Annotated in this window: 28 protein-coding genes; 24 read left to right on the top strand and 4 right to left on the bottom strand. The window is 44.2% G+C overall.

Annotated features, from left to right (window positions below; translation table 11 throughout):
• Window positions 1-81 precede the first annotated feature (81 nt).
• The 16 genes from M1K46_RS17855 to M1K46_RS17780 all read left to right on the top strand — a co-directional run bounded on the left by M1K46_RS17855 (window position 82) and on the right by M1K46_RS17780 (window position 14,535).
• Window positions 82-1,011 (top strand): MBL fold metallo-hydrolase, encoded by a 930-nt coding sequence (locus tag M1K46_RS17855; protein ID WP_256227088.1) that lies wholly within the window; start codon window positions 82-84, stop codon window positions 1,009-1,011.
• A 74-nt stretch (window positions 1,012-1,085) separates the two neighbouring features.
• Window positions 1,086-1,328, top strand: coding sequence for a spore germination protein (locus M1K46_RS17850; protein ID WP_053355725.1), 243 nt, complete (start codon window positions 1,086-1,088; stop codon window positions 1,326-1,328).
• A 37-nt stretch (window positions 1,329-1,365) separates the two neighbouring features.
• Complete coding sequence (locus M1K46_RS17845) at window positions 1,366-1,608, top strand: spore germination protein (RefSeq protein WP_256227086.1); 243 nt, start codon at window positions 1,366-1,368, stop codon at window positions 1,606-1,608.
• A 99-nt stretch (window positions 1,609-1,707) separates the two neighbouring features.
• Entirely contained in the window at window positions 1,708-1,941 is a 234-nt protein-coding gene (locus M1K46_RS17840) for a spore germination protein (RefSeq protein WP_053355723.1), read from the top strand.
• Between the two features lie 250 nt (window positions 1,942-2,191).
• Window positions 2,192-2,986, top strand: coding sequence for a serine hydrolase (locus M1K46_RS17835; protein WP_256227085.1), 795 nt, complete (start codon window positions 2,192-2,194; stop codon window positions 2,984-2,986).
• A gap of 90 nt (window positions 2,987-3,076) precedes the next feature.
• Entirely contained in the window at window positions 3,077-4,483 is a 1,407-nt protein-coding gene (locus M1K46_RS17830; RefSeq protein WP_053355721.1) for an amino acid permease, read from the top strand.
• Window positions 4,484-4,812: 329 nt separating this feature from the next.
• A complete protein-coding gene (gene nhaC / locus M1K46_RS17825) occupies window positions 4,813-6,210 on the top strand; it encodes a Na+/H+ antiporter NhaC (protein ID WP_256227083.1) in 1,398 nt (465 codons plus the stop codon).
• 127 nt (window positions 6,211-6,337) lie between these two features.
• The gene (locus M1K46_RS17820) at window positions 6,338-7,390 is read left to right on the top strand and encodes a phosphotransferase (RefSeq protein WP_256227081.1); all 1,053 of its coding nucleotides are present in this window, start codon (window positions 6,338-6,340) and stop codon (window positions 7,388-7,390) included.
• Window positions 7,387-8,037: a phosphatase PAP2 family protein gene (locus M1K46_RS25750; protein ID WP_256227079.1), complete on the top strand. Its 651-nt coding sequence runs from the start codon at window positions 7,387-7,389 to the stop codon at window positions 8,035-8,037. Before M1K46_RS17820 ends, M1K46_RS25750 begins: the two co-directional genes overlap by 4 nt.
• Window positions 8,038-8,157: 120 nt before the next feature.
• Window positions 8,158-8,394: a hypothetical protein gene (locus tag M1K46_RS17810; protein ID WP_256227078.1), complete on the top strand. Its 237-nt coding sequence runs from the start codon at window positions 8,158-8,160 to the stop codon at window positions 8,392-8,394.
• Window positions 8,394-8,663: a hypothetical protein gene (locus tag M1K46_RS17805; RefSeq protein WP_256227076.1), complete on the top strand. Its 270-nt coding sequence runs from the start codon at window positions 8,394-8,396 to the stop codon at window positions 8,661-8,663. The genes M1K46_RS17810 and M1K46_RS17805 overlap by 1 nt, the downstream gene beginning before the upstream one ends.
• Before the next feature lie 133 nt (window positions 8,664-8,796).
• Window positions 8,797-9,795, top strand: coding sequence for a LacI family DNA-binding transcriptional regulator (locus M1K46_RS17800; RefSeq protein WP_256227074.1), 999 nt, complete (start codon window positions 8,797-8,799; stop codon window positions 9,793-9,795).
• 79 nt (window positions 9,796-9,874) lie between these two features.
• Window positions 9,875-11,104, top strand: coding sequence for an ABC transporter substrate-binding protein (locus M1K46_RS17795; RefSeq protein ID WP_256227073.1), 1,230 nt, complete (start codon window positions 9,875-9,877; stop codon window positions 11,102-11,104).
• A gap of 25 nt (window positions 11,105-11,129) precedes the next feature.
• Entirely contained in the window at window positions 11,130-11,993 is an 864-nt protein-coding gene (locus M1K46_RS17790; protein WP_256227072.1) for a carbohydrate ABC transporter permease, read from the top strand.
• Window positions 11,993-12,811: a carbohydrate ABC transporter permease gene (locus tag M1K46_RS17785; protein WP_256227071.1), complete on the top strand. Its 819-nt coding sequence runs from the start codon at window positions 11,993-11,995 to the stop codon at window positions 12,809-12,811. The genes M1K46_RS17790 and M1K46_RS17785 overlap by 1 nt, the downstream gene beginning before the upstream one ends.
• Before the next feature lie 41 nt (window positions 12,812-12,852).
• Complete coding sequence (locus M1K46_RS17780; RefSeq protein ID WP_256227069.1) at window positions 12,853-14,535, top strand: glycoside hydrolase family 13 protein; 1,683 nt, start codon at window positions 12,853-12,855, stop codon at window positions 14,533-14,535.
• Window positions 14,536-14,921: 386 nt separating this feature from the next.
• On the opposite strand, the gene M1K46_RS17775 is transcribed toward M1K46_RS17780, so the two are convergent.
• Window positions 14,922-15,563 (bottom strand): peroxiredoxin, encoded by a 642-nt coding sequence (locus M1K46_RS17775; RefSeq protein WP_256227068.1) that lies wholly within the window; start codon window positions 15,561-15,563, stop codon window positions 14,922-14,924.
• Between the two features lie 155 nt (window positions 15,564-15,718).
• Here M1K46_RS17775 and M1K46_RS17770 point away from each other — a divergent pair, with 155 nt between their 5' ends.
• A complete protein-coding gene (locus tag M1K46_RS17770) occupies window positions 15,719-16,528 on the top strand; it encodes an aminoglycoside N(3)-acetyltransferase (RefSeq protein ID WP_256227067.1) in 810 nt (269 codons plus the stop codon).
• 33 nt (window positions 16,529-16,561) lie between these two features.
• Here M1K46_RS17770 and M1K46_RS17765 read toward each other — a convergent pair whose 3' ends face one another.
• The 3 genes from M1K46_RS17765 to M1K46_RS17755 form a co-directional block, all read right to left on the bottom strand.
• Window positions 16,562-16,825, bottom strand: coding sequence for a hypothetical protein (locus tag M1K46_RS17765; protein ID WP_256227066.1), 264 nt, complete (start codon window positions 16,823-16,825; stop codon window positions 16,562-16,564).
• Between the two features lie 386 nt (window positions 16,826-17,211).
• Complete coding sequence (locus tag M1K46_RS17760; protein WP_053355711.1) at window positions 17,212-17,673, bottom strand: Hsp20/alpha crystallin family protein; 462 nt, start codon at window positions 17,671-17,673, stop codon at window positions 17,212-17,214.
• 25 nt (window positions 17,674-17,698) lie between these two features.
• Window positions 17,699-17,923 (bottom strand): spore germination protein, encoded by a 225-nt coding sequence (locus M1K46_RS17755; protein WP_053355710.1) that lies wholly within the window; start codon window positions 17,921-17,923, stop codon window positions 17,699-17,701.
• 155 nt (window positions 17,924-18,078) lie between these two features.
• Between M1K46_RS17755 and M1K46_RS17750 the strand changes: the two genes are divergently transcribed.
• The 7 genes from M1K46_RS17750 (at window position 18,079) to abc-f (ending at window position 22,224) form a co-directional block, all read left to right on the top strand.
• Entirely contained in the window at window positions 18,079-18,300 is a 222-nt protein-coding gene (locus M1K46_RS17750) for a spore germination protein (RefSeq protein WP_053355709.1), read from the top strand.
• Window positions 18,301-18,365: 65 nt separating this feature from the next.
• On the top strand, window positions 18,366-19,004 hold the full coding sequence (gene gerPC / locus M1K46_RS17745) for a spore germination protein GerPC (protein WP_062238619.1): 639 nt from the start codon (window positions 18,366-18,368) through the stop codon (window positions 19,002-19,004).
• Complete coding sequence (locus M1K46_RS17740; RefSeq protein WP_053355707.1) at window positions 18,979-19,155, top strand: hypothetical protein; 177 nt, start codon at window positions 18,979-18,981, stop codon at window positions 19,153-19,155. Before gerPC ends, M1K46_RS17740 begins: the two co-directional genes overlap by 26 nt.
• 1 nt (window position 19,156) lies before the next feature.
• Window positions 19,157-19,615, top strand: a complete 459-nt coding sequence (locus tag M1K46_RS17735) for a spore germination protein GerPE (protein WP_091007890.1) — start codon at window positions 19,157-19,159, stop codon at window positions 19,613-19,615.
• 2 nt (window positions 19,616-19,617) lie between these two features.
• On the top strand, window positions 19,618-19,812 hold the full coding sequence (locus M1K46_RS17730; protein WP_062238614.1) for a spore germination protein GerPB: 195 nt from the start codon (window positions 19,618-19,620) through the stop codon (window positions 19,810-19,812).
• Window positions 19,813-19,850: 38 nt separating this feature from the next.
• Window positions 19,851-20,321: an Hsp20/alpha crystallin family protein gene (locus M1K46_RS17725; RefSeq protein ID WP_053355704.1), complete on the top strand. Its 471-nt coding sequence runs from the start codon at window positions 19,851-19,853 to the stop codon at window positions 20,319-20,321.
• Window positions 20,322-20,574: 253 nt separating this feature from the next.
• Entirely contained in the window at window positions 20,575-22,224 is a 1,650-nt protein-coding gene (gene abc-f / locus M1K46_RS17720; protein ID WP_256227059.1) for a ribosomal protection-like ABC-F family protein, read from the top strand.
• The last annotated feature ends 162 nt before the right edge of the window (window positions 22,225-22,386 follow it).

Genomic DNA, 22,386 nt, shown 5'->3' with positions numbered 1-22,386 from the left:
TACAATAATTGTTGGAAGATTTCAATAGCTTTTTCAAATGAAAAAAATGGTTGAGTTTTTATCACAGGGGGACTCCTATAAATGAAGAATAAGTATACCAACCTTGACGGGATACAAAACACACATACATTTAAAGATTTGCTGCGGTGGAGAAGAGAAAGGCGCGGCAACAAAAAAGATTTAGCTCAGCAGATTCCGCAAAGCCCGAAAAAGGAGATCAGCAGATTAAAAGAAAACCGGCAGCATCATTCCATCACATGGATCGGCCATTCTACTTTTCTCATTCAGATGGGCGGATGCAATATTCTGACCGATCCTGTCTGGGCAAAAAAGATGGGGCTGCAAAAGCGGCTGACTGATCCCGGAATTCCCATCAGCCACCTGCCAGAGATCGATCTCGTCCTCATCTCCCATGGCCACTACGACCACCTTGACTTTCCAAGTATTAAAAATCTGACAGGAGATATTTCCTTTTACGTGCCAGCAGGTTTGAAATCAATGTTTCAGAAAAAAGGATATGAGAAGGTATTCGAAGCCAATTGGTGGGATAAATTTACTGAAAAGGGGCTGTCGCTCACGTTCGTCCCTGCTCAGCATTGGACCAGGAGGACGGCATTTGATATGAATACTTCTCACTGGGGAGGATGGGTCATTCAAGACATGAAGACAGGTTTTGCAGGAGATACCGGGTATTTCAGAGGCTTTAAGGAGATTGGAGATCAATTTGAACTCGATACCGTTCTTATGCCGATAGGGGCTTATGAACCGGAGTGGTTTATGAAAATATCGCATATTAATCCTGAAGATGCTGTGAAAGCTTTTCAGGAAACAAAGGGAGCCTACTGTATTCCAATGCATTACGGAGCTTACAGGCTGGCGGATGATACAGGGCCTGAAGCCTTGGAGCGTTTGCATAAAGAATGGGGAAGAAAAGAACTGAAAGATCACAGGCTTAAGGTACTGTTGCTCGGGGAGACATGGTGGAAAAGTGGAAAGGAGCAGCCGCAATAGCCTGATTCCCGTTTTTCACCTTTAAGGGACATTTATCATACACTACACTAACACTTTTAAAGGTGGAGATAGCAATGGGGTGCATGGTTAATATTTACTATCTGAAGATAAATAGTCTGGCGAGCAACAGTTCATTGAATCTGGGATCAACCTTTCATAATAGCCATACAGCAAATACAAAATCTACAGGCGACAATAGTTCTGTAGGAGATCATTCACCAGCAGAAGCCATGATGAAAAACATGGTCTTTGATCCGGATGTTAATGATCAAAATGAATACGGAAATGCAGATACTTCGGTTGCAAACCAGCCTTAATGAAATGGAGCAATAAAAGAAGAAGGGGGGTCACTTCATGCCATATTTGTTTAATATTTTTAATATCAAAACGAATGGTGTGACCATGAACGGTAATATCGATATCGGCCCGACCGTCCATAACAGCCATACAGCCAATACAAAGTCAGTTGGTTCTACGATCTCTCTTGGAGACTTTTCTCCTTCTACCGGATTCATGGTGAACAGCAACATCGATCCGGATGTCTCCGACCAAGGCCAGGTAGCGAACCCGTCCGCTCCAGTCACTGCCCAGCCTTAACGTTCACCCGCCTGTTTTTACCGAAAGAGGGAGTCTGTCCAATCAGCTTTTTGTTCAAGCCATACACTGTAGGTAAAGAGCGAAAAGGATGGAACAGATTTGCGTTTTTCTTTCAGAATAGGAAAAATCATCACAAATGGTGTGACTCAAAATGGAAACATCGATATTGGAAGTACCGTCCAGAACAGCCATACAGCCAATACCAAATCGGTAGGGGCGGTTGTGGCGTTCGGTGACTGCTCAGATGCCTGCGCGTATATGATCAACTTCAACGAAGACAACGACGAAAATGATATGGGTCAAAGCGAAGGACAGGACGATCAGCAGAAATAATGAAGGAGCGCTTAATGGTAGCGCTCTTTTTCTTTGTCCGAGAAGGAGTTCTTTGCCCTAAAAAAGAAGCCTAGTGGTAGTGGTGGAGAATAATCTTTAAGGAGTTGCCATCGGATCTGAAAGAATACGCGCCGATCTCGTGAAAATACGATCCAATCTCAAAGAAATACAATCCAATCTCAATGAAATACGATCCGATTTCTGCAAAATACAGATAAAATGCAATGCACGTACTAGAAAGGAGCACGTAATGAAGTTAAATGAACTGAATAACAGGGTAAACGACATTATTAGCGGCCAAAATGGAGATTATGCTTACTGGATTGAAACGGAGGATGGCCACATTGAGTTTCAGGCAGATGAGGTATTCCCAGCCGCAAGCCTTATCAAGATACCCATTTTAATTGAAGCCTTTCGGCAGACAGAAGCAGGTCAAATCGATCTCGCTTCCCGTATTTCATTAAAACAGGAGGTAAGGGTTGGCGGTGCCGGGGTTCTCCAGCTTTTTTCTGATGAATCAGCTGTTACTGTAGCAGATATACTCACGTTGATGATCACTGTTTCTGATAACATGGCAGCCAACATTATGATTGAAAAAACAGGCATGGAGAGAATTAATGATCTCCTGGCTGAATTGGGCTGCAGCCAGACAGTGCTCCAACGCAAGCTGATGGATTTCGAAGCTGTTAAGCAAGGAAAGAACAACTATACTTCCGCAAGAGATGTTATTCTTCAGCTGAAGGAGATTGACAGGGGAGGCAGGTTAAAGGACAAGAGCAGCCAAACCATACTTCATATTCTTCAAAATCAGCAGTTTCGCTATAAGCTTCCCGCCTATATGGATGAAGAAAAGATAACCATCGCGAATAAAACCGGAGAATTGGACGGAGTAGAGCACGACGCAGGCATTTTCACGTTTAAGAGAGAAAAGCTGTTTGCAGCGGTTCTAACGAAAAATTTACCGAGTGAAGCAGAAGGAAGACAAGCCCTGGCGCTTATTGGGAAAGCGTTGAATGACTATCTATTGAGTTATCAAAAAAATTAGAAAAAATTGTTTTTGGCTTCTTCGACAAAAAATGATAAAATTATGAATACTTAATGAAAACGCATACATAACAACAACAGAGGTGAACAGATGATTACGAATCAAAATGATCAAGGTCTCAAGCGAGGCATGAAAGCACGGCATTTATTTATGATCTCCCTGGGTGGTGTAATCGGAACCGGATTCTTTCTCGGTTCGGGGATGACCATTCATGATGCCGGTCCGGCAGGCGCGGTGATTTCTTATCTCGTTGGCGGATTTATCATGTACTTGACGATGCTCTGTCTTGGTGAGCTTTCAGTTGCTATGCCTGTATCCGGTTCTTTCCAAACATATACGACTAAATTTATCGGGCCTGGAACAGGTTTTGCCGTCGGATGGCTCTACTGGCTAGGATGGGCGGTTACCGTAGCCCTGGAATTTTTCTCAGCTTCAGCTTTAATGCAGAGATGGTTCCCTCATTCCGAACTTTGGATGTGGAGCTTAATTTTTGCAGGTATATTATTTTCTTTGAACGCACTCTCTGCGAAAGCTTTCGGAGAATCAGAATTTTGGTTTGCGAGCATAAAGGTTCTTGCCATTATTTTATTTATTATACTTGGCGGAGCGGTGATTTTTGGTCTGGTTGATATGAAAGGCGCCAGCTCAGCTCCAGGCTTCACAAATTTTGTTTCAGCGGGATGGTTTCCGAATGGATTCAGTGCTCTGTTTGTCACCATGATTGCTGTTAACTTCTCTTTCCAGGGAACCGAGCTGATTGGAATAGCTTCTGGAGAAAGTGAAAATCCTGAAAAAACCATTCCACGTTCCATTCGTCAAACGGTTTGGAGAACACTTTTCTTTTTTGTTCTTGCGATTGGTGTGCTTGCCGCATTAATGCCAATGTCTAAAGCAGGAAAAGTGGAAAGCCCGTTTGTCGTGGTCTTTGACAGCATCGGCATCCCGTATGCTGCGGATATTATGAACTTCGTTATCTTAACCGCGCTGCTGTCTGTTGCCAACTCAGGTTTGTATGCGGCAACTCGTATGCTCTACTCGCTTTCAAAAGAAGGAATGGCCAGTCCGGCTCTGGGAAGAGTAAACAAACGCGGTATTCCGATGAACGCGCTGTATATCACAATTGGCGTTGCCTTGCTTTCATTATTGTCTGCATTTAAAGCGGAAAAAACAGTGTTTGAATGGCTTCTGTCATTGGCAGGTTTGGGTGCGCAAGTGGGCTGGATTGCCATTACCGCTTCACAGTTCGCCTTTAGAAGAAAGTTCATCCGTGACGGAGGAAAGGTTGAGGATTTGAAGTTTAAGGTACCGTTGTTTCCAATCCTTCCGCTTTTCGCCACTACGCTGAACCTTGGTGTTTTGATCAGTATGGCCTTTGATCCTGCACAGCGTCTCGCTCTTTATTTAGGTGTTCCTTTCTTTATTGGCTGTTACCTGTATTATTACTTGGTCATTAAGAAAAGAGAAAAAACAGCAGCACTGCAGCGTAAAGCTATATAATGAAAAACAGCATCTCCACAGGGATGCTGTTTTTTTGTTTGGCTCTTTTCTAAAAGGTTGTTGCTTTGGGGACATTTATGTATAGAAACTTCATTGATCAATTGATTGGAGTGCAAGGTGCGAGACTCCTCGAAAATGAATTTCACATTTTCTTCGTGCGATATAACGCTGCCACAGCCTTTTGTTTTCATTTTCCAATTATTGTTTTTCGGTTGACAGAATAAAGAAAGTCCATTACTATTGGTTATTGTACAACAATGCTTCAACGCATAAAAGCGTTTAAGTATTTAAGTAAAACAAAAGAGTATTGCATCAGGGAGAGGTCAAGCATGAACAGTAAAATCAAACCTTCAGGAGTCATCCTGTTATTTTTATTAATTGTAGCAACAATGTTTACAAGCCTTGTCGTTCTTAAGGTAGAACCCCATATTCCGTTATTTTTCTGTGTTATACTTACCGGTATTTTTGCCGTGTTCTGGGGAACAGATTGGAAAACGATTGAGAAGGGGCTCATCTCAGGAGTAGTAAGCGGCATACAGCCGCTGCTGCTTCTGATCATGATCAGCTTTGTTATCGCAAGCTGGATGATGAGCGGATCCGTTCCAACGCTTTTATTTTACGGCATGAATATCATTCAGCCCGAATGGTTCGCGCTGAGTGCTTTGTTTATTACCATATTGGTATCAACGTTTACGGGCAGCAGTTTTACGACCGCTAGTACGGTAGGAGTAGCTCTCATGGGAATTGCTCATGTGCTGAACGTGAATCCTGGCTTAGCTGCCGGAGCAATCGTGTGTGGTGCGTGTTTTGGAGATAAGATGTCACCGCTGTCTGATTCCACTAATCTGGCTTCGGGTACGGTAGGTGTCAATTTATTTGAACACATTCGCCATATGATGTGGACCACTGTACCTGCACTAATCATTACAGCAGTCATCTTTTTCTTTGCCGGCCATCAGCCGTCAGGAACGTCGATTGCACAGTTGGCTGAAATGAAAAAGACGTTGGGTGAACACTTTACCATTACACCGTTCACGCTTATTTCACCGTTAATCGTAATGGTGATGGCGTTCCGAAAGATGCCGATCATTCCAACGCTGCTTACAGGAGTGGTGACGGCTGTCCTCACGACCCTCTTCCTCAATCCGGCCTTTACGATCGCTCATATGATCAATGCGCTGGAAAATGGATTGAATATGAAGACAGGAAGCGATGCGGTTGATGCGATTGTAAACAAGGGCGGTCTTATCCCGATGATGTGGTCGGTTTCACTGATCATCATCGCCCTGTCACTAGGCGGACTTCTTCAGGAACTAGGAATTATCGATATCATGATTCGTTCATTTGAAAACTCGCTTAAGAAAACAGGCCATCTGATTGCAGCAACGGCTGCGTCAGGGCTGGGAGTGAACCTTTTGACAGGGGAAATGTATCTTTCTATCATTCTGCCGGGGCAGGCCTTTAAAAAGCATTATGAAAAAAACGGAGTCCCGTTAATAAATCTTACAAGAACGATGGAGGATGCGGGTACACTGATCAATCCTCTCATTCCGTGGAGTGTGAGCGGTGCCTTTTTTGCAGCTACCCTCGGAGTATCTGCTCTTGATTACATCCCGTTCGCCTTTTTACTGTACTTGTCACCGCTGTTTACCCTGTTTTACGGGTACACAGGAATTGGATTAGCCAAGAAAAAAGGGCATGCAGAAACACTATCTAAAGCTTCATAAAAAAGTTGCATCAGGATATCCTCCTGATGCTTTTTTTATTTGGGTGAATGCAGGCTTCCTTTTGTTCATATGATGAAACGATAGATGTAAAATAAGCAGATCTTTAGGAAGAAGGGAGGCGGGAGTGATGAAACAGGATCGGGGTCAGAAAGTCTTTTTATCTGATGCTGTGCTGTCATCCCTGATCTACACTCACTATGGATTGACGGTTCAGTCCATTGAGCGCGTACTCGCCATTCCAAAGGTGCATACAGATCAAGGGATCTTTGGTTTTAAGAATGCCAATGAACTCAATGATCTGCCGTTTGTCGCCCATTGTATAGAGTGGATGAAACAAAACCATTTTTCTTTTATTCCGAGCGTCCTGCCTTGTCATAATGGACAGGTATATTTTGAACATGGGAATGAACTGTACTATATGGAAGAGTGGGCGAAGGGAAGGGATATCCTGTTTGCTGACCTTTCATTGTGTGAGAGGATAGGGGCAACACTCGCTCATTTTCACCATGCAGCTGATGGGGCTGTACCCCCGCCGGACAGCTCCCGGATGGAGTACGGCAGCCGGGTCCATAAACTGATTGGTGTTTATCAGGATATTCAAAAATGGAAGACAGAATATAAGCCTGTCCCGGAATGGACCTTCGAGCCGTGGATGCTGGATGTGCTTGAAACCAGATGCAGGCTGGCCTATTCTTATATCCACCGCCTTGAAGAAGAGCATGGAGAAGTGAAAGGAGCGCTATGCCACGGCAGTCTTCATCAAAGGAACATCCTGCTGGATGGGGATCAAAAGATTTATTTCATTGATGTGGAATCTTTGGTTTTTGCCGAACGGCCTTATGATCTGGCATCGTTCATCCATTATTATGCACCGTCCTACAATTGGAATCCTGCAGTGATCCACCGGTTTATTAAAGGATATCAGGAACATTCCGTCCAGTCTCTCTCGTTTAATGAATGGAAGTTTTTATTCTCCTTTCTTGCTTTTCCGAGGAGAGTTGAAAGCTGGTGCTATCGCCATTTCGGGAGCCAAACACCTTCAGAATCAACTTATTTTAAACTTCTGGGCATCCTTGTTCACGATCAGCCTAAGGAAAGCCTGTTTACACAGTTTCATCCAGAAACTCTTGAGTCATCATTTCATTTGTTTCATGAAATGGTAAAGGGGAGGATGGGGTGAGAAGGCAAGCTATTGCAAGAGGCTGCTCGAAGCCTTTTTATTTTCTTCTTTTCGCGCTGGTTTTTTGCGGGGCCTTTCTTGTTTTTTCCGTCTTTATTCATACACATCTGCTAAAAGAGTTCGACCGGTGGACGATGGCTGCAGTCTTATCGTTACGCACACCCAAATGGACGTCATTCTTTTTATTTATTCAGCAGCTGGGGTATAGGAAGTTCATCTTCCCGATGATTACTGTCATGGGGCTGTATCTTACGTTGTTTAAAAAGTTCAATGAATGCTTGTTTCTCTTTTCTACAGCGGCAGGGGCTTTTATTTTGAACGGATGGCTAAAAACCTATTTTCACCGGCCCCGGCCTTCTGTTCCTATTCTTATTACAGAAAATGGGTTCGGCTATCCGAGCAGACATACCATGCTGGCCCTTGCTCTTTACGGAAGCATCAGCTTTTTATTGTGGAGAAAATTCCAGGGGGAAGGCGCTCATTTGGCAAAAAAGCTGCTTTCGTTAACAATTGGACTGGTACTGCTGGTTGGACTCAGTATGATTTATCTTGGAGTCCACTATCCGACAGATATTTTCGGCGGTCTGTTAGCCGGAGCGGCCTGGCTCTGTTTATGCTGTGCATGGTATCTGCACATAAAAGAATAATGGCTTAGTAGGCATTGGCATAAGCAAACAGCGCCTGTTTGGACATACAATACAAAGGAAAACTGCAAGGAAACCAGGAATTAAACGGTTAAATCTCATGAAAGGAGCCATCAGCAGAGAATGAGCCATGGTCATAACCCTCAGAATAAAATGGATTACTACTACCAGCACTATCAATACCATGCAGAGATGTGTAAATATTATTATCAGCTCATGTTTGGCGAACAGAAAGAAACAGCAGAATATATGCTGCCTCCCAATATTGAGGTAAAAGAAAAATGGAAAACAAAAACATCCTATGAAAAGACCTATGCCCCGATTCAAAACCTGCCTGATCCGGATCAGCAGAAAGAATGATGACGTATGACGATTATATATCTGCCCTGCTGATCTGGTGTGTTCAACTAAAAAGGGATGCCACGATGGCTGCAGAAGGGTGCCGTTTATTTCGAAACAGAGAGATGATAAAGGTCTATGAAAACCGGATTAGCTCCTTTATCAGCGGACTCTATAGACTTCAGGAACTGAAAACAGCCTTTAAAATGAAAGAAATAGAGTCTGAAGCATGCTCTATATATCGGGAAGGATGCAGGATATGGCGGGTACTCGGAAAAAGCGCTCTGTAAAAGGGCTGTTTTTTTTTTTGCTTTTTGCAAGGAGATTTTCTTTTTCCGTTTTCAGCATTGAAAGTGCTTTCATGAGGTGGTATAGTAATTGTAATAAGTTTACGAAAACGTTTACGTAGAAAGAAGGCTGTAAATGTCTTATACGATTAAAGATGTGGCAAAAAAGGCTAACGTCTCGGTTGCTACGGTTTCCAGAATCCTGAACAATCTTCCAGGCTACTCAGAGAAAACAAAGGAAAAGGTGCTTCAGGTTATCGCGGAAATGGGGTATCAGCCCAATGCGATCGCAAGAGGTTTAATCAATAAAAAGACAAAGACGCTGGGTGTGCTGCTGCCGGCTGTTTCGGACACCTTCGCTTCCGTCGTGTTAAGCGGCATAGAAGATATGGCTCATGATCTTGATTACAGCGTAATGGTCTGCAATACGGATAAAGACGGAATTCGAACAATGAAATATTTGCAGGCACTGCGGGAAAAACAGGTGGACGGTATCATTTTTATCAGTGAATTTTTTAAGGATGAGTACTATAACGCCATTACAGCTATGAAACTTCCAATCGTGCTCGTATCGACCAAGTCTCCATACGACATTCCGTTCATTAAAGTGGATGATGAGAAGGCCGTTTTTGATGGGGTGACCTATCTTCTCGAAAGGGGACACCGTTCCATAGGGATGATCGCCGGAACAAAAGGAGATACGATTGCCACCTTACCGAGGATTGAAGGCTACAAAAAGGCACTAAAAGAACAGAACATTGCATTTGAAACAAAGAAGGTCGTCTATGGTGACTTTGGTTTTGACAGCGGCATTGCAGCTGCTGAAGAACTTCTGGAACAGAACAAGGATCTCACCGCTATTTTTTGTTCAAGTGATGAGATGGCTGCAGGTGCTTTATCTTATTTATACCGCATGTCCATCCGTGTCCCAGATGAGATCTCACTGATCGGCTATGATAATACGAAAGTGGCAGAAATGGCCATCCCGCCTTTGACTACAGTAGGACAGCCGCTCTATGAAATGGGGAAAAACTCTGTACGCATGCTTCTGGAATTGGAAGAGGGAAAAACGGAAAGCATGATCATGCCCCATAAAATAGCAGAAAGAGAAACGGTAAAATCCATTCGTAAATAAACAACAGAGTAAACGAAGGTTTACTCTTTATTTTAAAGGTTTTACGTAAACGTTTACTTAAAAAATGAGGTGAAATTAGATGAAGAAAATGATGGTGATGGTAAGTGCTTTTTCTCTTTCAGTCTCGCTCCTTTCAGGCTGTTCCGGCAAAGAATCAGACGATGGAAAAATTCATCTTGAATTTTTTCAAAACAAATCGGAAGCTGTGGGTACTTTTGATAAGCTGATCGCCAAGTTTGAAAAAGAACATCCCAATATTGATATTGAACAGAATAACGTCCCAGACTCTGAAACCGTTTTGAGAACAAGGCTGGTAAAAGAAGACGTTCCTGATATTCTTGGGATCGGCGGAAATGCGACATACGGGGATATTGCTGAAGCAGATGTGTTTTATAACTTCACGAAAGACCCGGCCGTGGACAAGGTTATTCCAAACTATGTTCAGGCATTGAATCAGCTGGCTGGCAAAAAAAATGAAGTGAATGGAATTCCATTCGCGACCAATGCCAATATGGTGCTGTACAACAAAGCCAAGTTCAGGAAACTTGGGCTTCAGGTGCCGCAAACATGGGACGAGCTGATCAGCACGGCGCAAAAGATTAAAAAGGAGGGACAGGTTCCCTTTTATCTTACTTTAAAGGATGCATGGACGGCGATGGTGCCGTTCAATTCACTAATAGCCAACACGCAGGGGGAGAACTTCTTCAAAGAAAGGGATGCTGATCGGACAACGTTTCAGAAACGGTACGGTGAAGCGTCAGAAAAGATGCTCACTCTCCTGAAATATGGCCACAAAGATAATTTCGGCAGGGACTACAACTCAGGGAATAAGGCATTCGCCAACGGGGAGTCGTTTATGTACCTGCAGGGAAACTGGGCCATTTCATCTATTAAATCACTCAACAAGAATATTGACATCGGAACGTTCCCGCTGCCTGCGACCAACGATCCTGCAAAGAACAAATTGGTTTCCGGAGTAGACACCGTATTGACCATGTCCAAAGATAATCCGCATAAAAAAGAATCACTCATGTTTATTAACTTTCTGCTTAAACCGGAGAACACAAAAATGTACATGAAAGAGCAGAACAGCTTTTCAGCTGTCAAAGGTGTATACCAGGACGATCCTGCGCTTGCCAACTTGAATCCTTATTTTAAGAAACAGCAGATCACGGGGTTCCCAGAACATTTCTTCCCGGCGGGCATCCCGATCGCCAACCTTTTGCAAGGCTTTCTGATTCAAAAGGAAGAAAAACCATTCCTGAAAAAACTTGACCGTGAATGGGACAAAGTAAAAGCCCGGCAATAGAAAGGGTAAAAAGGAGGAGAATTTAATGAAAAAGAACAGCAAGGCTTTTTACTGGATGGCTCTGCCGGCGGTCTGTTTGTTTTTTATCTTCCATACGATCCCTGTCATCCAAGGGATCATCTACAGCTTCACCAATTATAAAGGCTATGGAGATTATGAGTTTATCGGATTGAAAAATTACTTGAACCTGTTTCAGGATGACCGTGTGTTCGCTTCTTACGGATTTACGTTTAAATTTGCAATCATCGCTACGATTCTAGTAAACGTCATCAGCCTGATGATCGCGATGGGATTGAACGCCAAGATTAAGTACAGGAATACACTGAGAGGGATTTTCTTTATCCCCAACATTTTAAGCATCTTGATTGTCGGTTATATTTTTAACTACATTTTTGCTTTCTTTGTGCCTCAGATCGCGGAAAAGGCAGGCATTAATTCACTCACTGAAAATATACTCGGAAATCCCGACCTGGCTTGGATCGGAATCGTGATTGTAGCCGTCTGGCAGGCAGTAGCTTTCAATACAATTTTGTATCTGGCAGGCTTACAGACGATTCCCTCTGATCTGTACGAAGCAGCGAGCCTTGATGGGGCAGGGAAATGGCATTCGTTCCGCCATATCACCTTCCCGCTCATAGCGTCCTTTTTCACCATTAACATGGTGCTTGCGATGAAAAACTTCTTAATGGTGTTCGACCATATTATCGCACTGACTGGGGGAGGCCCTGGCCAGGCAACAGAAGCTATCTCAATCCTCATCTATAAAGGCGGCTTCCAGGGAGGAGAGTTTGCTTACCAGGCTGCGAACTCTGTCATTTATTTCATCATCATCGTTGCTGTTTCCATTATTCAAATTAAGTTTCTGCAGAAAAGAGAGGTGACCATGTAATGAGCCGAAAAGTGAATTGGCCGCTGACCATTTTGTTGATCATCTTTTCACTGTTCATTTTATTTCCGCTGTATCTGACGGTGGTGACGGCATTAAAAACACCGGAGGAAATGGGGCAGTCTCTGCTCGCCCTGCCTGAGAGCTTTCATTGGCAGAACTTTAAGGAAGCGATCCGGCTCACCAACTTCTTCCATGCGTTCCGGAACAGTGCACTTGTTACGGTGTTTACGGTCGCCTTCACGCTTTTGACCAATTCCATGGTCGCTTATGCGATTGCAAGGAACATGCACCGCAAGTTTTTCAAAATGCTGTACTACTATTTTGTCAGCGCGATGTTCGTCCCGTTCCCGATCATTATGCTGCCGGTTGTAAAGGAAACGAGTTTCTTAGGTTTGAACAACATGGCGGGACTTATCTTTTTGTACATCGTGTACGGGCTTGCTTTTAACATTTTTATTTATGTCGGCTATATCAGGTCCATTCCCTATTCCCTTGAGGAAGCAGCCTATGTGGATGGCGCAAGCACGTGGAAGGTCTTTTGGAAAGTTATCTTTCCTCTCCTTGCCCCCATCAATGCGACGGTCGGCATCTTGACTTGTCTATGGGCTTGGAACGACTTCCTGCTGCCGCTCGTTATTCTAAACAATCGGGATTCGATGACACTGCCGCTCGTGCAGTATGTGTTTCAATCTCAGTTCACAACGAACTATAACCTAGCGTTTGCCTCGTATTTAATGGCGCTCTCGCCGATGATCATCGTTTACCTTTTTGCGCAAAAATGGATCATCAGCGGTGTGACCCGCGGAGCTGTGAAATAAGTTTTGCTAGTTTTATTCTATAAAATGGAGTGGGTCTACTAATGAAAAAGACATGGTGGAAAGATAGTACGGTCTATCAAATTTACCCTAGAAGTTTTAATGATTCGAATGGCGACGGGATTGGAGACATCAACGGAATTATTGAAAAGCTGGATTATTTAAAGGATCTTGGCATCGATGTAATCTGGCTGTCGCCAGTCTATAAAAGCCCGAACGATGATAATGGCTATGATATCAGTGATTACAAAAAGATTATGGATGAATTTGGTACGATGGAGGATTGGGAGCGGCTGCTCGATGAAATGCATCAACGCGGCCTCAAGCTCATCATGGATCTTGTCGTCAATCATTCTTCCGACGAACATCCGTGGTTCCAGGAATCCCGAAAGTCAAAAGACAACCCTTACCGCGACTACTTTATCTGGCGTCCCGGCAAAGACGGTGCTGAACCGAACAACTGGGAATCATGTTTCAGCGGATCGGCCTGGCAGTATAATGAAGCGACAGGAGAGTACTACCTGCACCTTTTCAGTAAGAAGCAGCCTGATCTCAACTGGGAGAATCCAAAGCTGCGTGAAGAAGTATATGACATGATGAAGTTCTGGCTCGACAAAGGGATCGATGGCTTCCGCATGGATGTGATCAACTTCATTTCTAAAGTGCCAGGACTTCCTGAAGCACATAATCCAAGCGGGAAAACATACGCCTGGGGCGGTGACTATTTTATGAACGGACCGCGCATCCATGAATATATGCAGGAAATGAACAAAGAGGTGCTTTCCCATTATGACGTAATGACCGTAGGAGAGATGCCGGGCGTTGATACAGAAGAAGCAGCGCTCTATACCGCAGACGAGCGGGACGAGCTGAATATGGTGTTCCAGTTCGAGCATGTGGACCTTGATGCAGGCCCGGGTGGAAAGTGGGACTTGAAGCCTCTTGAACTGAAAGACTTAAAAGCTACGTTTACGAAATGGCAAAAAGGACTCGAAGGAAAGGGCTGGAACAGTTTATACCTGAATAACCATGACCAGCCGCGCATGGTTTCCCGTTTCGGCAACGACAAAGAATACCGTGTAGAATCGGCAAAAATGCTTGCGACTTTCCTTCATATGATGCAGGGAACGCCTTATGTGTATCAAGGGGAAGAGATCGGTATGACCAACGTTCAATTTGAGACGATAGAGGAGTACCAGGACATTGAAACACTCAATATGTACCATGAAAAAGTGATAGATGGCGGTGAGGACCCAGGCCAGGTCATGAAATCCATCTATGTTAAAGGACGAGACAATGCCCGTACGCCCATCCAATGGGATGACAGTGAAAATGCAGGTTTCACGGAAGGAACACCTTGGCTTAAGGTGAATCCGAACTACAAAGAGATCAACGCGAAGCAAGCGGTAGAAGATCCTGTTTCTGTCTACCACTACTATAAGAAGCTGATCCAGCTGCGCAAAGAAAACGAGATTATCGTTTATGGCAGCTATGACCTCATCTTAGAGGATCATCCTCAAATCTATGCGTATACGAGAACACTTGGTGATGAGAAGCTAGTAGTGATCCTGAACTTCTCTGGAGACGGCCCGGTGTTTGAGATGCCGGAGCATGTGGCGTATGAAGCACATGAACTTTTGATCAACAACTATGAGGTCGATGATCAAGAGCAGATTCAGTCCATTGAGTTGAAACCATATGAAGCCCGCGTCTACCGATTGAAGTAATGGTAGGGAGCTGACTCTTGCACGCCGTTTATCCGGCTGGCGGGTCAGCTTTTTTTTGGTAGTTGAGGTGGATCGGGTGATACCATTTAGTTTACATAATATCCGTTTGGCGGGTAAAGCTGTAATTTCGGCGGGTATTTTATGATTTTGGACAGTATTTTCTTCATTTCGGCTTGTAAATTATTCATTTCCGCTTGTAAATGAAAATCCAGCGGCTGTTCCTTACCTTTGGACAGGCTATTTAGCAAAAAAAAGCTCCGATTTCCCAAACAACAGCGTTTTTACAAGAAAAACAGAGGGAAATCAGAGCGGAAAAGACTAAGTACTTCCTTTATTTTACGTAATCAGACGCTTGTCGGGTCATAACGGTCCCTTCAGGATTTCTGTTAAAACCTTCCAATATCCTCTGTGTTCATGTTGAGGCCGGGCATGCCGGGAACCCAGTTTGCCGGAATACTGGTTTGAGAGTGTTCACCATATTGGAGGGCTTGAATAAGCCGCAGAATTTCGTAGGCGTTCCGTCCGACTTCGGAAGGATAGATGAGTTTGCTGGCAATATAACCATCGGGGCCGACGATGATTGTAGCCCTTACTGCGGCACCGCTGTGGGCGTCCAATACTCTATAGGCGCGGCTGATGAGGTGGTTTCGGTCGCTGACCAGCGGATATTGGACCTTACCAGCAAGAGGTGAGACTTCTTTAAATACTTTATGAGAAAACACGCTGTCCGTACTGATGCCGAGCACTTCAGTGTTCAGTTTCTTGAGCTCACCGTATAAAGCGGCGACCGCCGCTAGTTCTGTCGGTCAGACAAAGGTGAAATCACTGCCGTAAAAAAACAAAATTACCCATTTGCTGTGAAAATCTTCCAGGCGAACATCCTTGATCTCCCCGTCCTGAATCGATGGTGCGGTAAATACGGGAGCGATATCGCCAAGCCCCGCACAATAAGGCTGAGGACCGCAGGTGTTGAACTGTTCTACGGATGGTTTTGGGTAAGGCTGATTCCCATCATTGGGCATGCTCATTCCAATCCCTCCTTTCCGTATAGGTGTATGCTGTGTCTATCTATCGTATGAAGAGAAGGAAGAGAAGTGTTTTTTATCGATTGTCTTTCAAATAGAAAGGAAACTGGTAAAATTAAGGGTATGAGCAAAATGGGAAGATAAAGGCGGAGAAGTAAATGATAAATGAATCGTATCCGAGAACTCGGACTTCTTTAAGGGAAGATTTTAAGCAATTGGGACTGAAAAAAGGAATGACCGTGATCGTTCATTCTTCTTTACGCAAGATCGGATGGGTTTGCGGTGGGCCTGTAGCAGTCGTTCAGGCATTAATGGATGTCATAACAGAGGAAGGTAATCTGGTGATGCCCACCCAGTCCGTGGATTATTCTGATCCTTCCGAATGGGAAAACCCGCCGGTACCTCAGGATTGGTGGCAAACGATCCGTGACGAAATGCCAGCCTATGAACCTTCCATTACTCCAACGTTTTCGATGGGGGCCATTGTGGATGCCTTCCGGTCGTTTCCCGGTGTCATAAGAAGCGGACATCCGACCGTTTCCTTTGCGGCTTGGGGGAAAGACAAAGAAATACTTATGGAAAATCACGCATTAGATGAAGGGTTTGGTGAAAGTTCCCCCCTGGCAGGAATCTATAACCGTGATGGTTATGTTCTGCTGATTGGTGTCGGCTATGGCAGCAATACATCGATGCATCTGGCCGAATACCGCATTCCCGGACAAAAGGGATTGGAAACGGGGAGCCCTGTTATGGAATCAGGACAAAGAGTTTGGAAGACTTATAAAAAAATAGAAACCAGGGAAGAACTGTTTGACCAGATCGGCCATGAATTTGAGAGTCATCACGGCTCTGAGGTTAATAAAGGACTTGCAGGGTCTGCTGAAACCCGTCTGATTCGGCAAAAGCCACTCGTGGACTTTACGGAAAAATGGTTTTTAGAGAGCCTTAACTCACAAATAACCATGTAAAAAAACAACCGGAGGTGTCTCCGGTTGTTTTTTTTATCTGCCGCCGCAGCCGCATCCTCCGCCGCCTTGAGGCGGTTTTGTATACTGCTGAGGGTATGCAGGATTCTGTATAGGATAGCCTCCGTAAACACCTTGGCCAAAACCCGGGACCATCCCATGGTAACCTGCTCCCATATATCCGCCCTGGCCGTAAGCTTGGCCAGGGTAACCAGGATAGCCTGGCTGTCCATAGCCCATTCCAGGCTGCATGCCGTACTGCGGATACTGTCCGTACCCGTAAGGATTCATCTGGTGCATGAAATCGTTCCAATCTATTTAAATTTTATTTCTGTAGTTACAGCATATGTAGGTCTGGCAAGAGTGTACAAGATATTCAACCTAGTAAAATGTAATTTATTTTATGTAAGGATGAGTAAGCTGGGGATGATAAAAGCCGGTTGATTTTGCAGGTGTGAAGAGCTTGAATTTTAGTTAGGCTCATTTATTTCGGGTTAGGCTCAATTCCTGATCAGTTTGGCTCAATTATCTCTGTCTTTCGCTCAATTATGTCTTCCTACCGCTCTTTTATGAAAAAAGAACCCTCCCGGATCTCCTTCCACTGTAAAAAACCTAAAAAGCAGAGGGGCACAAGCGCAATCTCGCGGATTCCCTCTGCTTTTCAGATGGCGGTTCAATCACAATTGTTATCCTTCAATTTCAGGCTGAATATCAATATAGTGTGCAGAAGGCTTTCTTTTCTTAACACGGATTTTTAAGACACCGTTCCCGTACGTGGCTCGCACGTCTTCCTGTTTTACAGCAAAAGGCAGCGGGACAAGTCGCTCGACTCGTTTATTCGCCTGTTTGAATTGAGTGATATTGTTTTTATCATCGGCAAAGCGATTGGATTCAGAAGCAAATGCAATAATTTTAAGTGCGCGTTCCAGCACCTCGATTTGAATTTGGCTTTGATCATAGTTTTCGAGGTTGGCGTAGGCGATAAACTCATTTTTGGTCTCCTGAATCTCTAAGGGGAACGATAGATGGTCAACCATTGTCTGGTAATGCTCAAAGCTTTTATCAATGAATTGTTCTAAAGATTTTACCCACGTTCCCAATGACTTCTCATTAAAGAATGGCATGATGGGTCCGCCATTTTCAGGCATGATTTACCCCTCCTTATTCAGTAAATTAGGCGTTGCCGGCAACGTTCGAATCAACAGCATCTGTATCTAATGTGTTGGTTGAACTGATAAATGTAACGGTTTGCAGGAAATTGCCTGTATTTCCGCCTCCAGAGCCGCTATACCCTTTGCTTGTGCTTTTAGGGTTAATGACAAGGGTGTCACCAAAGTTAACTACTCCATCGGCTTGCACAGAGGAAATGGTTACAGGCCCCACGATCAGTGATGGCAAGAGAACGAACCTCCCTTTTAGAAGTACCGTATAGATTGCATGCTGCTCTTATTAATGTATGTGCAAATTCTTAAAGGGTGAGCAGATAAGAGGGTGAACACCTAGGAAAAAGTGACATATGATATGAGGAGACTGTTGGCAGGGGGTGGTTTGAAGTGCCTGGAATCGTAGGGAGTATAAATATTGCCTCTGTATCGAGCAGCTCCATTGTCCATATCGGGGATGTTCAGGCCATCAATCCTATCAGCAATGCGAAGACCTTTGCAGGCGCAGGGTCGTTTAACACGGGTGATAACATAAGGACGAACACGGGCTACAACCTTACAAATACGTACGATATGGATCAGTTCGATAATACGAATATTGCAAATAACTAGAAGTGTTGATTTTAAAAGCAAATTTACAGCAGATCCGGCATAAAACTAAGTAAGGAGATGATGTTATGTCGGATAGCTATAATCAATACTATTATATCCAGCAGATGCAGGGGCAGCTTCAATGCCTGCAAGATAAAGTATGTGAACTGGAAAAGCAGATTGAAGAATTGACCAAGGATATGAAGAAAGTAAAAGACCAGCCGACCACACAAATCCAATATTCTTTTGATCAGCTGAAAATTGAGAGGCTTGACGGAACGCTGAACATTGGGCTGAGCTCTGAAAGTGACGGCAAAAACATGGTGGATGATTTTACAGTGGGCGGAGAATCCATCGCAGTTGGCGGCAGTAAACCACCCCCGGGCGCCATGAGTTCAAGCCGGGAATATACAGCAATCATGGCAAACCTTGAAGAATATATGAACATTGAGGCACCGGAAGACATAACCAAAATAGAAGAGGAACAAGAACATAAACTGGATGAATCTTATCGTGAACTGATTTTGAATGATATCCGGACACAGCTTCCGGGCAGGCTGGAGCATTACCTTCAAAAATATCCTCCCCATAACCAAGAGGGCATATTGCTCGTTGAGAATAAAGTGAAAGGTGATGTGTACAAAGGAATTGAGCATTTCATCTTAAGCTTAAAGAACAATAACATCGGGGGTGAGAACCATGAGATTCCAGGTGATCAATCATGAACTGTCTGTGGGCTCTCTTAAAATTGTAGGGGTGAGTATCTCTTCGCTCGTTTTGGTTGGCGATGCCGGGCATATTTGTCTGGCTTCCATATTTGATACACCACCGGAAGCCCTGGTGGTCGGAACCTCACTCGTTCCTCTAGCACTATAATATGATACCGAGAACATCGGAGGTCAATCATATTCACATCCGTTCAATGTTATTTTCATCCATCGTAAATATCGGGGATACAGACCAGTTTGCTGCCTTTTCACAGGCACTGGCCATCCAGAAGTATGAGCCGACTTTTGATTTGGCGTTAAGCGGACTCATTAATTTTCCGAACTACCAGGCGTTTACTATACCGCGCCCAAGGCCTACGCCGCCGAAAGAAGTCACTATGGAATCATATAATGATCCTGCCTATATCCGAGTAGGGGTTATTGATATTTTGGGTATATCAACAGCTGCCATGCTTCATATTGGAGGTATTCAAAACATCGACCTCGAGTCGAGGGTTAAGCATATAAGGGATTATCGAACCAATCCCGATCCGAAAAACCTGGCGATCGTTCCAGTATCACCGGTATCAAGGCACAAGCAAGACCATGGACAAATGAGGGAGGAATAATCTTGAATCTGTTTGTTAACCAGACCATTACCATCTATCAGTTAAAGGTACAGGGGATTCAGAATTCATCCGTCATGCAAATCGGCAGTGCGGGCATGATCCGGCCTGTTTCTAACTTGTACAATACAGGAGGCTTCACCGGGGAAGCTCCTCCGCTTGCCGCGGTCCCAGCTGTCGAACTCCCTGCACCTTCATAAATGTTTACAGCTAATAAACAAAGAAAGGAGGGATACCATTGGATTCATGGAAACAGATGATGGAGTGGAAGAAGTTTGCTGATCAGTACCTTGGCCAAAATTTCTTTTCTCCTTACCAGCAGCAGGAAGACACACAGAGGGAGCAACAGCAGTCCCAGCCGCAAGAAGAGCGGGGATTTCCGGCTGTTAATATTTATGAATCTGAGAATGAGCTCTTATGCATTGCTGCCATTCCAGGCCTTGAGAAAGCGGAAGATGTGGATGTGTATGTGGATGACAGGAGCGTTCATATCAAAGGGAAAACCAACTTGATCGGAGGAAAATATAGAATAGCCAAGGAAGAGTTCGGTTCAGGAGCCTTTAGCAGAGAAGTGGAACTGCCGTATCGGGTCCGCAGTGACGCCATTCATGCGACGTATAAGAAAGGATTCTTGTACATTAAGCTTTATCGGCTGCCCGCTGATCGTCAAAAACCAAAAAAAGTAGACATCCGAAGATTTGATGATTGACCGATTGACATTTTTGGGAAATTCGACTAAACTGATGGTGATAAAACTAGAAAGGAACAGGTGTATCGTCCAATGCGTAACTAACTCCTATTTTAATTGAACTTTATATTCATTTTTGAATCTAAACTTCGGATAGGATTAGTTTGCCCATTTTTCATACCTGTTTTTTTTACGTGATACCCGGTTTTACGGGACAGGTATCGTTATTTTTGTGCGAATTTTTCCTCTCTGATCAAAACAGGGAGGTTTTTTTATGCTTTTATTAGAAGCCGCAAATATTGAAAAGTCATACAGTAACCTCTTGATTATAAAACTCTCAGAACCGCTGAAAATCAACAGAGGGGACAGGATTGGCATCGTAGGATTGAACGGAGCCGGAAAATCAACGCTGATGAACATTTTAGCAAAGGAAGAAGCTGCAGATACAGGCAGTGTTCATGTCTTTGGAAGAATTTCTTCAGTTTTGCAATTTGGAGATGAGCTGGAAGAGAGCCCTTCGGAAGCTTTGCAAAGAATCTGGGGAATTCAGGACAAGGAATGGCTGACCATGAGTGGAGGCGAGAAAACACGGTTGAAAATTGCCTCCGCCCTGCAGCAGAACCCTGACCTTTTATTTCTGGATGAACCGACAAGCCATCTGGATCTGCAGGGAATTCAGCAGCTGGAGAATGAATTGAAGAGCTTTCCTGGGGGCGTTGTGCTGATTTCGCATGACCGGGCGTTTCTTGATGAAATCTGCACGAAGATCCTGGAGATCGAAAATACAGTTCCAACCTTCTATTCAGGAAACTACTCAGCATACCGTAAACAAAAAGAACATGAGCGAACCCGTCAATTTTTTGAGTATGGGGAGTATACGAAAGAAAAGCAAAGACTGCTTGAAGCTGCACGGGAAAAGACACAAAAAGTAAAGAGCATGAAGAAAAAGCCGAGCCGGATGAGCTATAAAGAAGCCAATCTCGGCAGGGGAAGGGTTAAAAGCAAGCAAGCGGCGATGATGAAGAACGTCAAAGCGATGGAAAAACGGGTAGAACAGCTGGAGAAAAAGGAAAAGCCGAGAGAAACGGAAGCCGTTCAGTTTGATATCCAGCAATTTACGCCAGTGCATGCTAAACAGGCGATCCAGGTAAAAGACGCTTCAAGGTCTTTTGGAGACCAGTTATTGTTTGCTGGCATTTCATTTATTGTAAAGACCGGGAGCAGAACAGCCCTTATTGGTCCGAACGGCTGCGGAAAGTCCACCCTGATCAGCATGATCCAATCTGCACACCCGGCAGTATCTTTGTCAAAGGCCTTGAAGATTGGATATTTTAATCAGCAGCTCAACATCCTGAATGAAGATCTTTCTATTCTGGAGAACGTTTCTGAAAATAGCCCGTATTCCGAGGAATTCATTCGGACTGTACTCGCACGGCTGTTATTTAAAAGAGAAGATGTTCACAAAAAGGTAAGTGTGCTGAGCGGGGGGGAACGGGTAAAAACAGCATTGACGAAGGTTTTTCTTGGAGATTATAATCTTCTGCTGCTCGATGAGCCGACGAATTATCTGGACGTTTTTACCAGAGAGGCGCTGGAAACGGTTTTAAAAGCTTATCCGGGCACCATCTTGTTCTCGACACATGACCGCCACCTTATGAATGCATTGGCAGATCATGTCCTTGTCTTTCAGGATCATCAGAGTGCGTTATTTTCGGAAGGGAATTATGATGCTTTTCAGCAGCGGGCTCTAAAGCCGGATAAAGCTCCATCGATCAACCAAGGTGAACTATTGGCTCTGGAACTGGAGCTTGCTGATATTGTGGGGCGCTTGTCCATACCGCGGAAAGGCGACCAAAAAGAGGTGCTTGAAGAACGGTATAACGAGCTCATCAAAACTGTGAATGAATTGAGAAAGATAACTTAATACGAAGAAAGGGGCTGTCCAGAAAGTCGAAAATTGTCCTTCAGGCAGCCCCTTTTTGGCTTGAAAAATCTTCAATGAAAAGTTAATTGAAGTGGAAGATGCGAGACTCCTGCGGGACTAGCGTGACAGGTGAGACTCCCGCCGGTGCTTGCACCAAGAGGC

It is taken from the genome of Fictibacillus sp. WQ 8-8, assembly GCF_024494405.1.
GTDB classification, from domain to species: domain Bacteria; phylum Bacillota; class Bacilli; order Bacillales; family Fictibacillaceae; genus Fictibacillus_C; species Fictibacillus_C marinisediminis.
This window is presented reverse-complemented; position numbering and strand designations above follow the sequence as displayed.

Excerpts from the sequence above, each read along its gene's own strand:
- M1K46_RS17790 (WP_256227072.1), top strand. The coding sequence starts at position 11,130 with ATGAAAAAGAACAGCAAGGCTTTTTACTGGATGGCTCTGCCGGCGGTC.
- M1K46_RS17850 (WP_053355725.1), top strand. The coding sequence starts at position 1,086 with ATGGGGTGCATGGTTAATATTTACTATCTGAAGATAAATAGTCTGGCG.
- M1K46_RS17820 (WP_256227081.1), top strand. The coding sequence starts at position 6,338 with ATGAAACAGGATCGGGGTCAGAAAGTCTTTTTATCTGATGCTGTGCTG.
- M1K46_RS17855 (WP_256227088.1), top strand. The coding sequence starts at position 82 with ATGAAGAATAAGTATACCAACCTTGACGGGATACAAAACACACATACA.
- M1K46_RS17785 (WP_256227071.1), top strand. The coding sequence starts at position 11,993 with ATGAGCCGAAAAGTGAATTGGCCGCTGACCATTTTGTTGATCATCTTT.
- M1K46_RS17845 (WP_256227086.1), top strand. The coding sequence starts at position 1,366 with ATGCCATATTTGTTTAATATTTTTAATATCAAAACGAATGGTGTGACC.
- M1K46_RS17735 (WP_091007890.1), top strand. The coding sequence starts at position 19,157 with ATGATACCGAGAACATCGGAGGTCAATCATATTCACATCCGTTCAATG.
- gerPC (WP_062238619.1), top strand. The coding sequence starts at position 18,366 with ATGTCGGATAGCTATAATCAATACTATTATATCCAGCAGATGCAGGGG.
- M1K46_RS17810 (WP_256227078.1), top strand. The coding sequence starts at position 8,158 with ATGAGCCATGGTCATAACCCTCAGAATAAAATGGATTACTACTACCAG.
- M1K46_RS17740 (WP_053355707.1), top strand. The coding sequence starts at position 18,979 with ATGAGATTCCAGGTGATCAATCATGAACTGTCTGTGGGCTCTCTTAAA.
- M1K46_RS17760 (WP_053355711.1), bottom strand. The coding sequence starts at position 17,673 with ATGCCTGAAAATGGCGGACCCATCATGCCATTCTTTAATGAGAAGTCA.
- M1K46_RS17765 (WP_256227066.1), bottom strand. The coding sequence starts at position 16,825 with ATGCACCAGATGAATCCTTACGGGTACGGACAGTATCCGCAGTACGGC.
- M1K46_RS17830 (WP_053355721.1), top strand. The coding sequence starts at position 3,077 with ATGATTACGAATCAAAATGATCAAGGTCTCAAGCGAGGCATGAAAGCA.
- nhaC (WP_256227083.1), top strand. The coding sequence starts at position 4,813 with ATGAACAGTAAAATCAAACCTTCAGGAGTCATCCTGTTATTTTTATTA.
- M1K46_RS17835 (WP_256227085.1), top strand. The coding sequence starts at position 2,192 with ATGAAGTTAAATGAACTGAATAACAGGGTAAACGACATTATTAGCGGC.
- M1K46_RS17770 (WP_256227067.1), top strand. The coding sequence starts at position 15,719 with ATGATAAATGAATCGTATCCGAGAACTCGGACTTCTTTAAGGGAAGAT.
- M1K46_RS17795 (WP_256227073.1), top strand. The coding sequence starts at position 9,875 with ATGAAGAAAATGATGGTGATGGTAAGTGCTTTTTCTCTTTCAGTCTCG.
- M1K46_RS17800 (WP_256227074.1), top strand. The coding sequence starts at position 8,797 with ATGTCTTATACGATTAAAGATGTGGCAAAAAAGGCTAACGTCTCGGTT.
- M1K46_RS17805 (WP_256227076.1), top strand. The coding sequence starts at position 8,394 with ATGACGTATGACGATTATATATCTGCCCTGCTGATCTGGTGTGTTCAA.
- abc-f (WP_256227059.1), top strand. The coding sequence starts at position 20,575 with ATGCTTTTATTAGAAGCCGCAAATATTGAAAAGTCATACAGTAACCTC.
- M1K46_RS17780 (WP_256227069.1), top strand. The coding sequence starts at position 12,853 with ATGAAAAAGACATGGTGGAAAGATAGTACGGTCTATCAAATTTACCCT.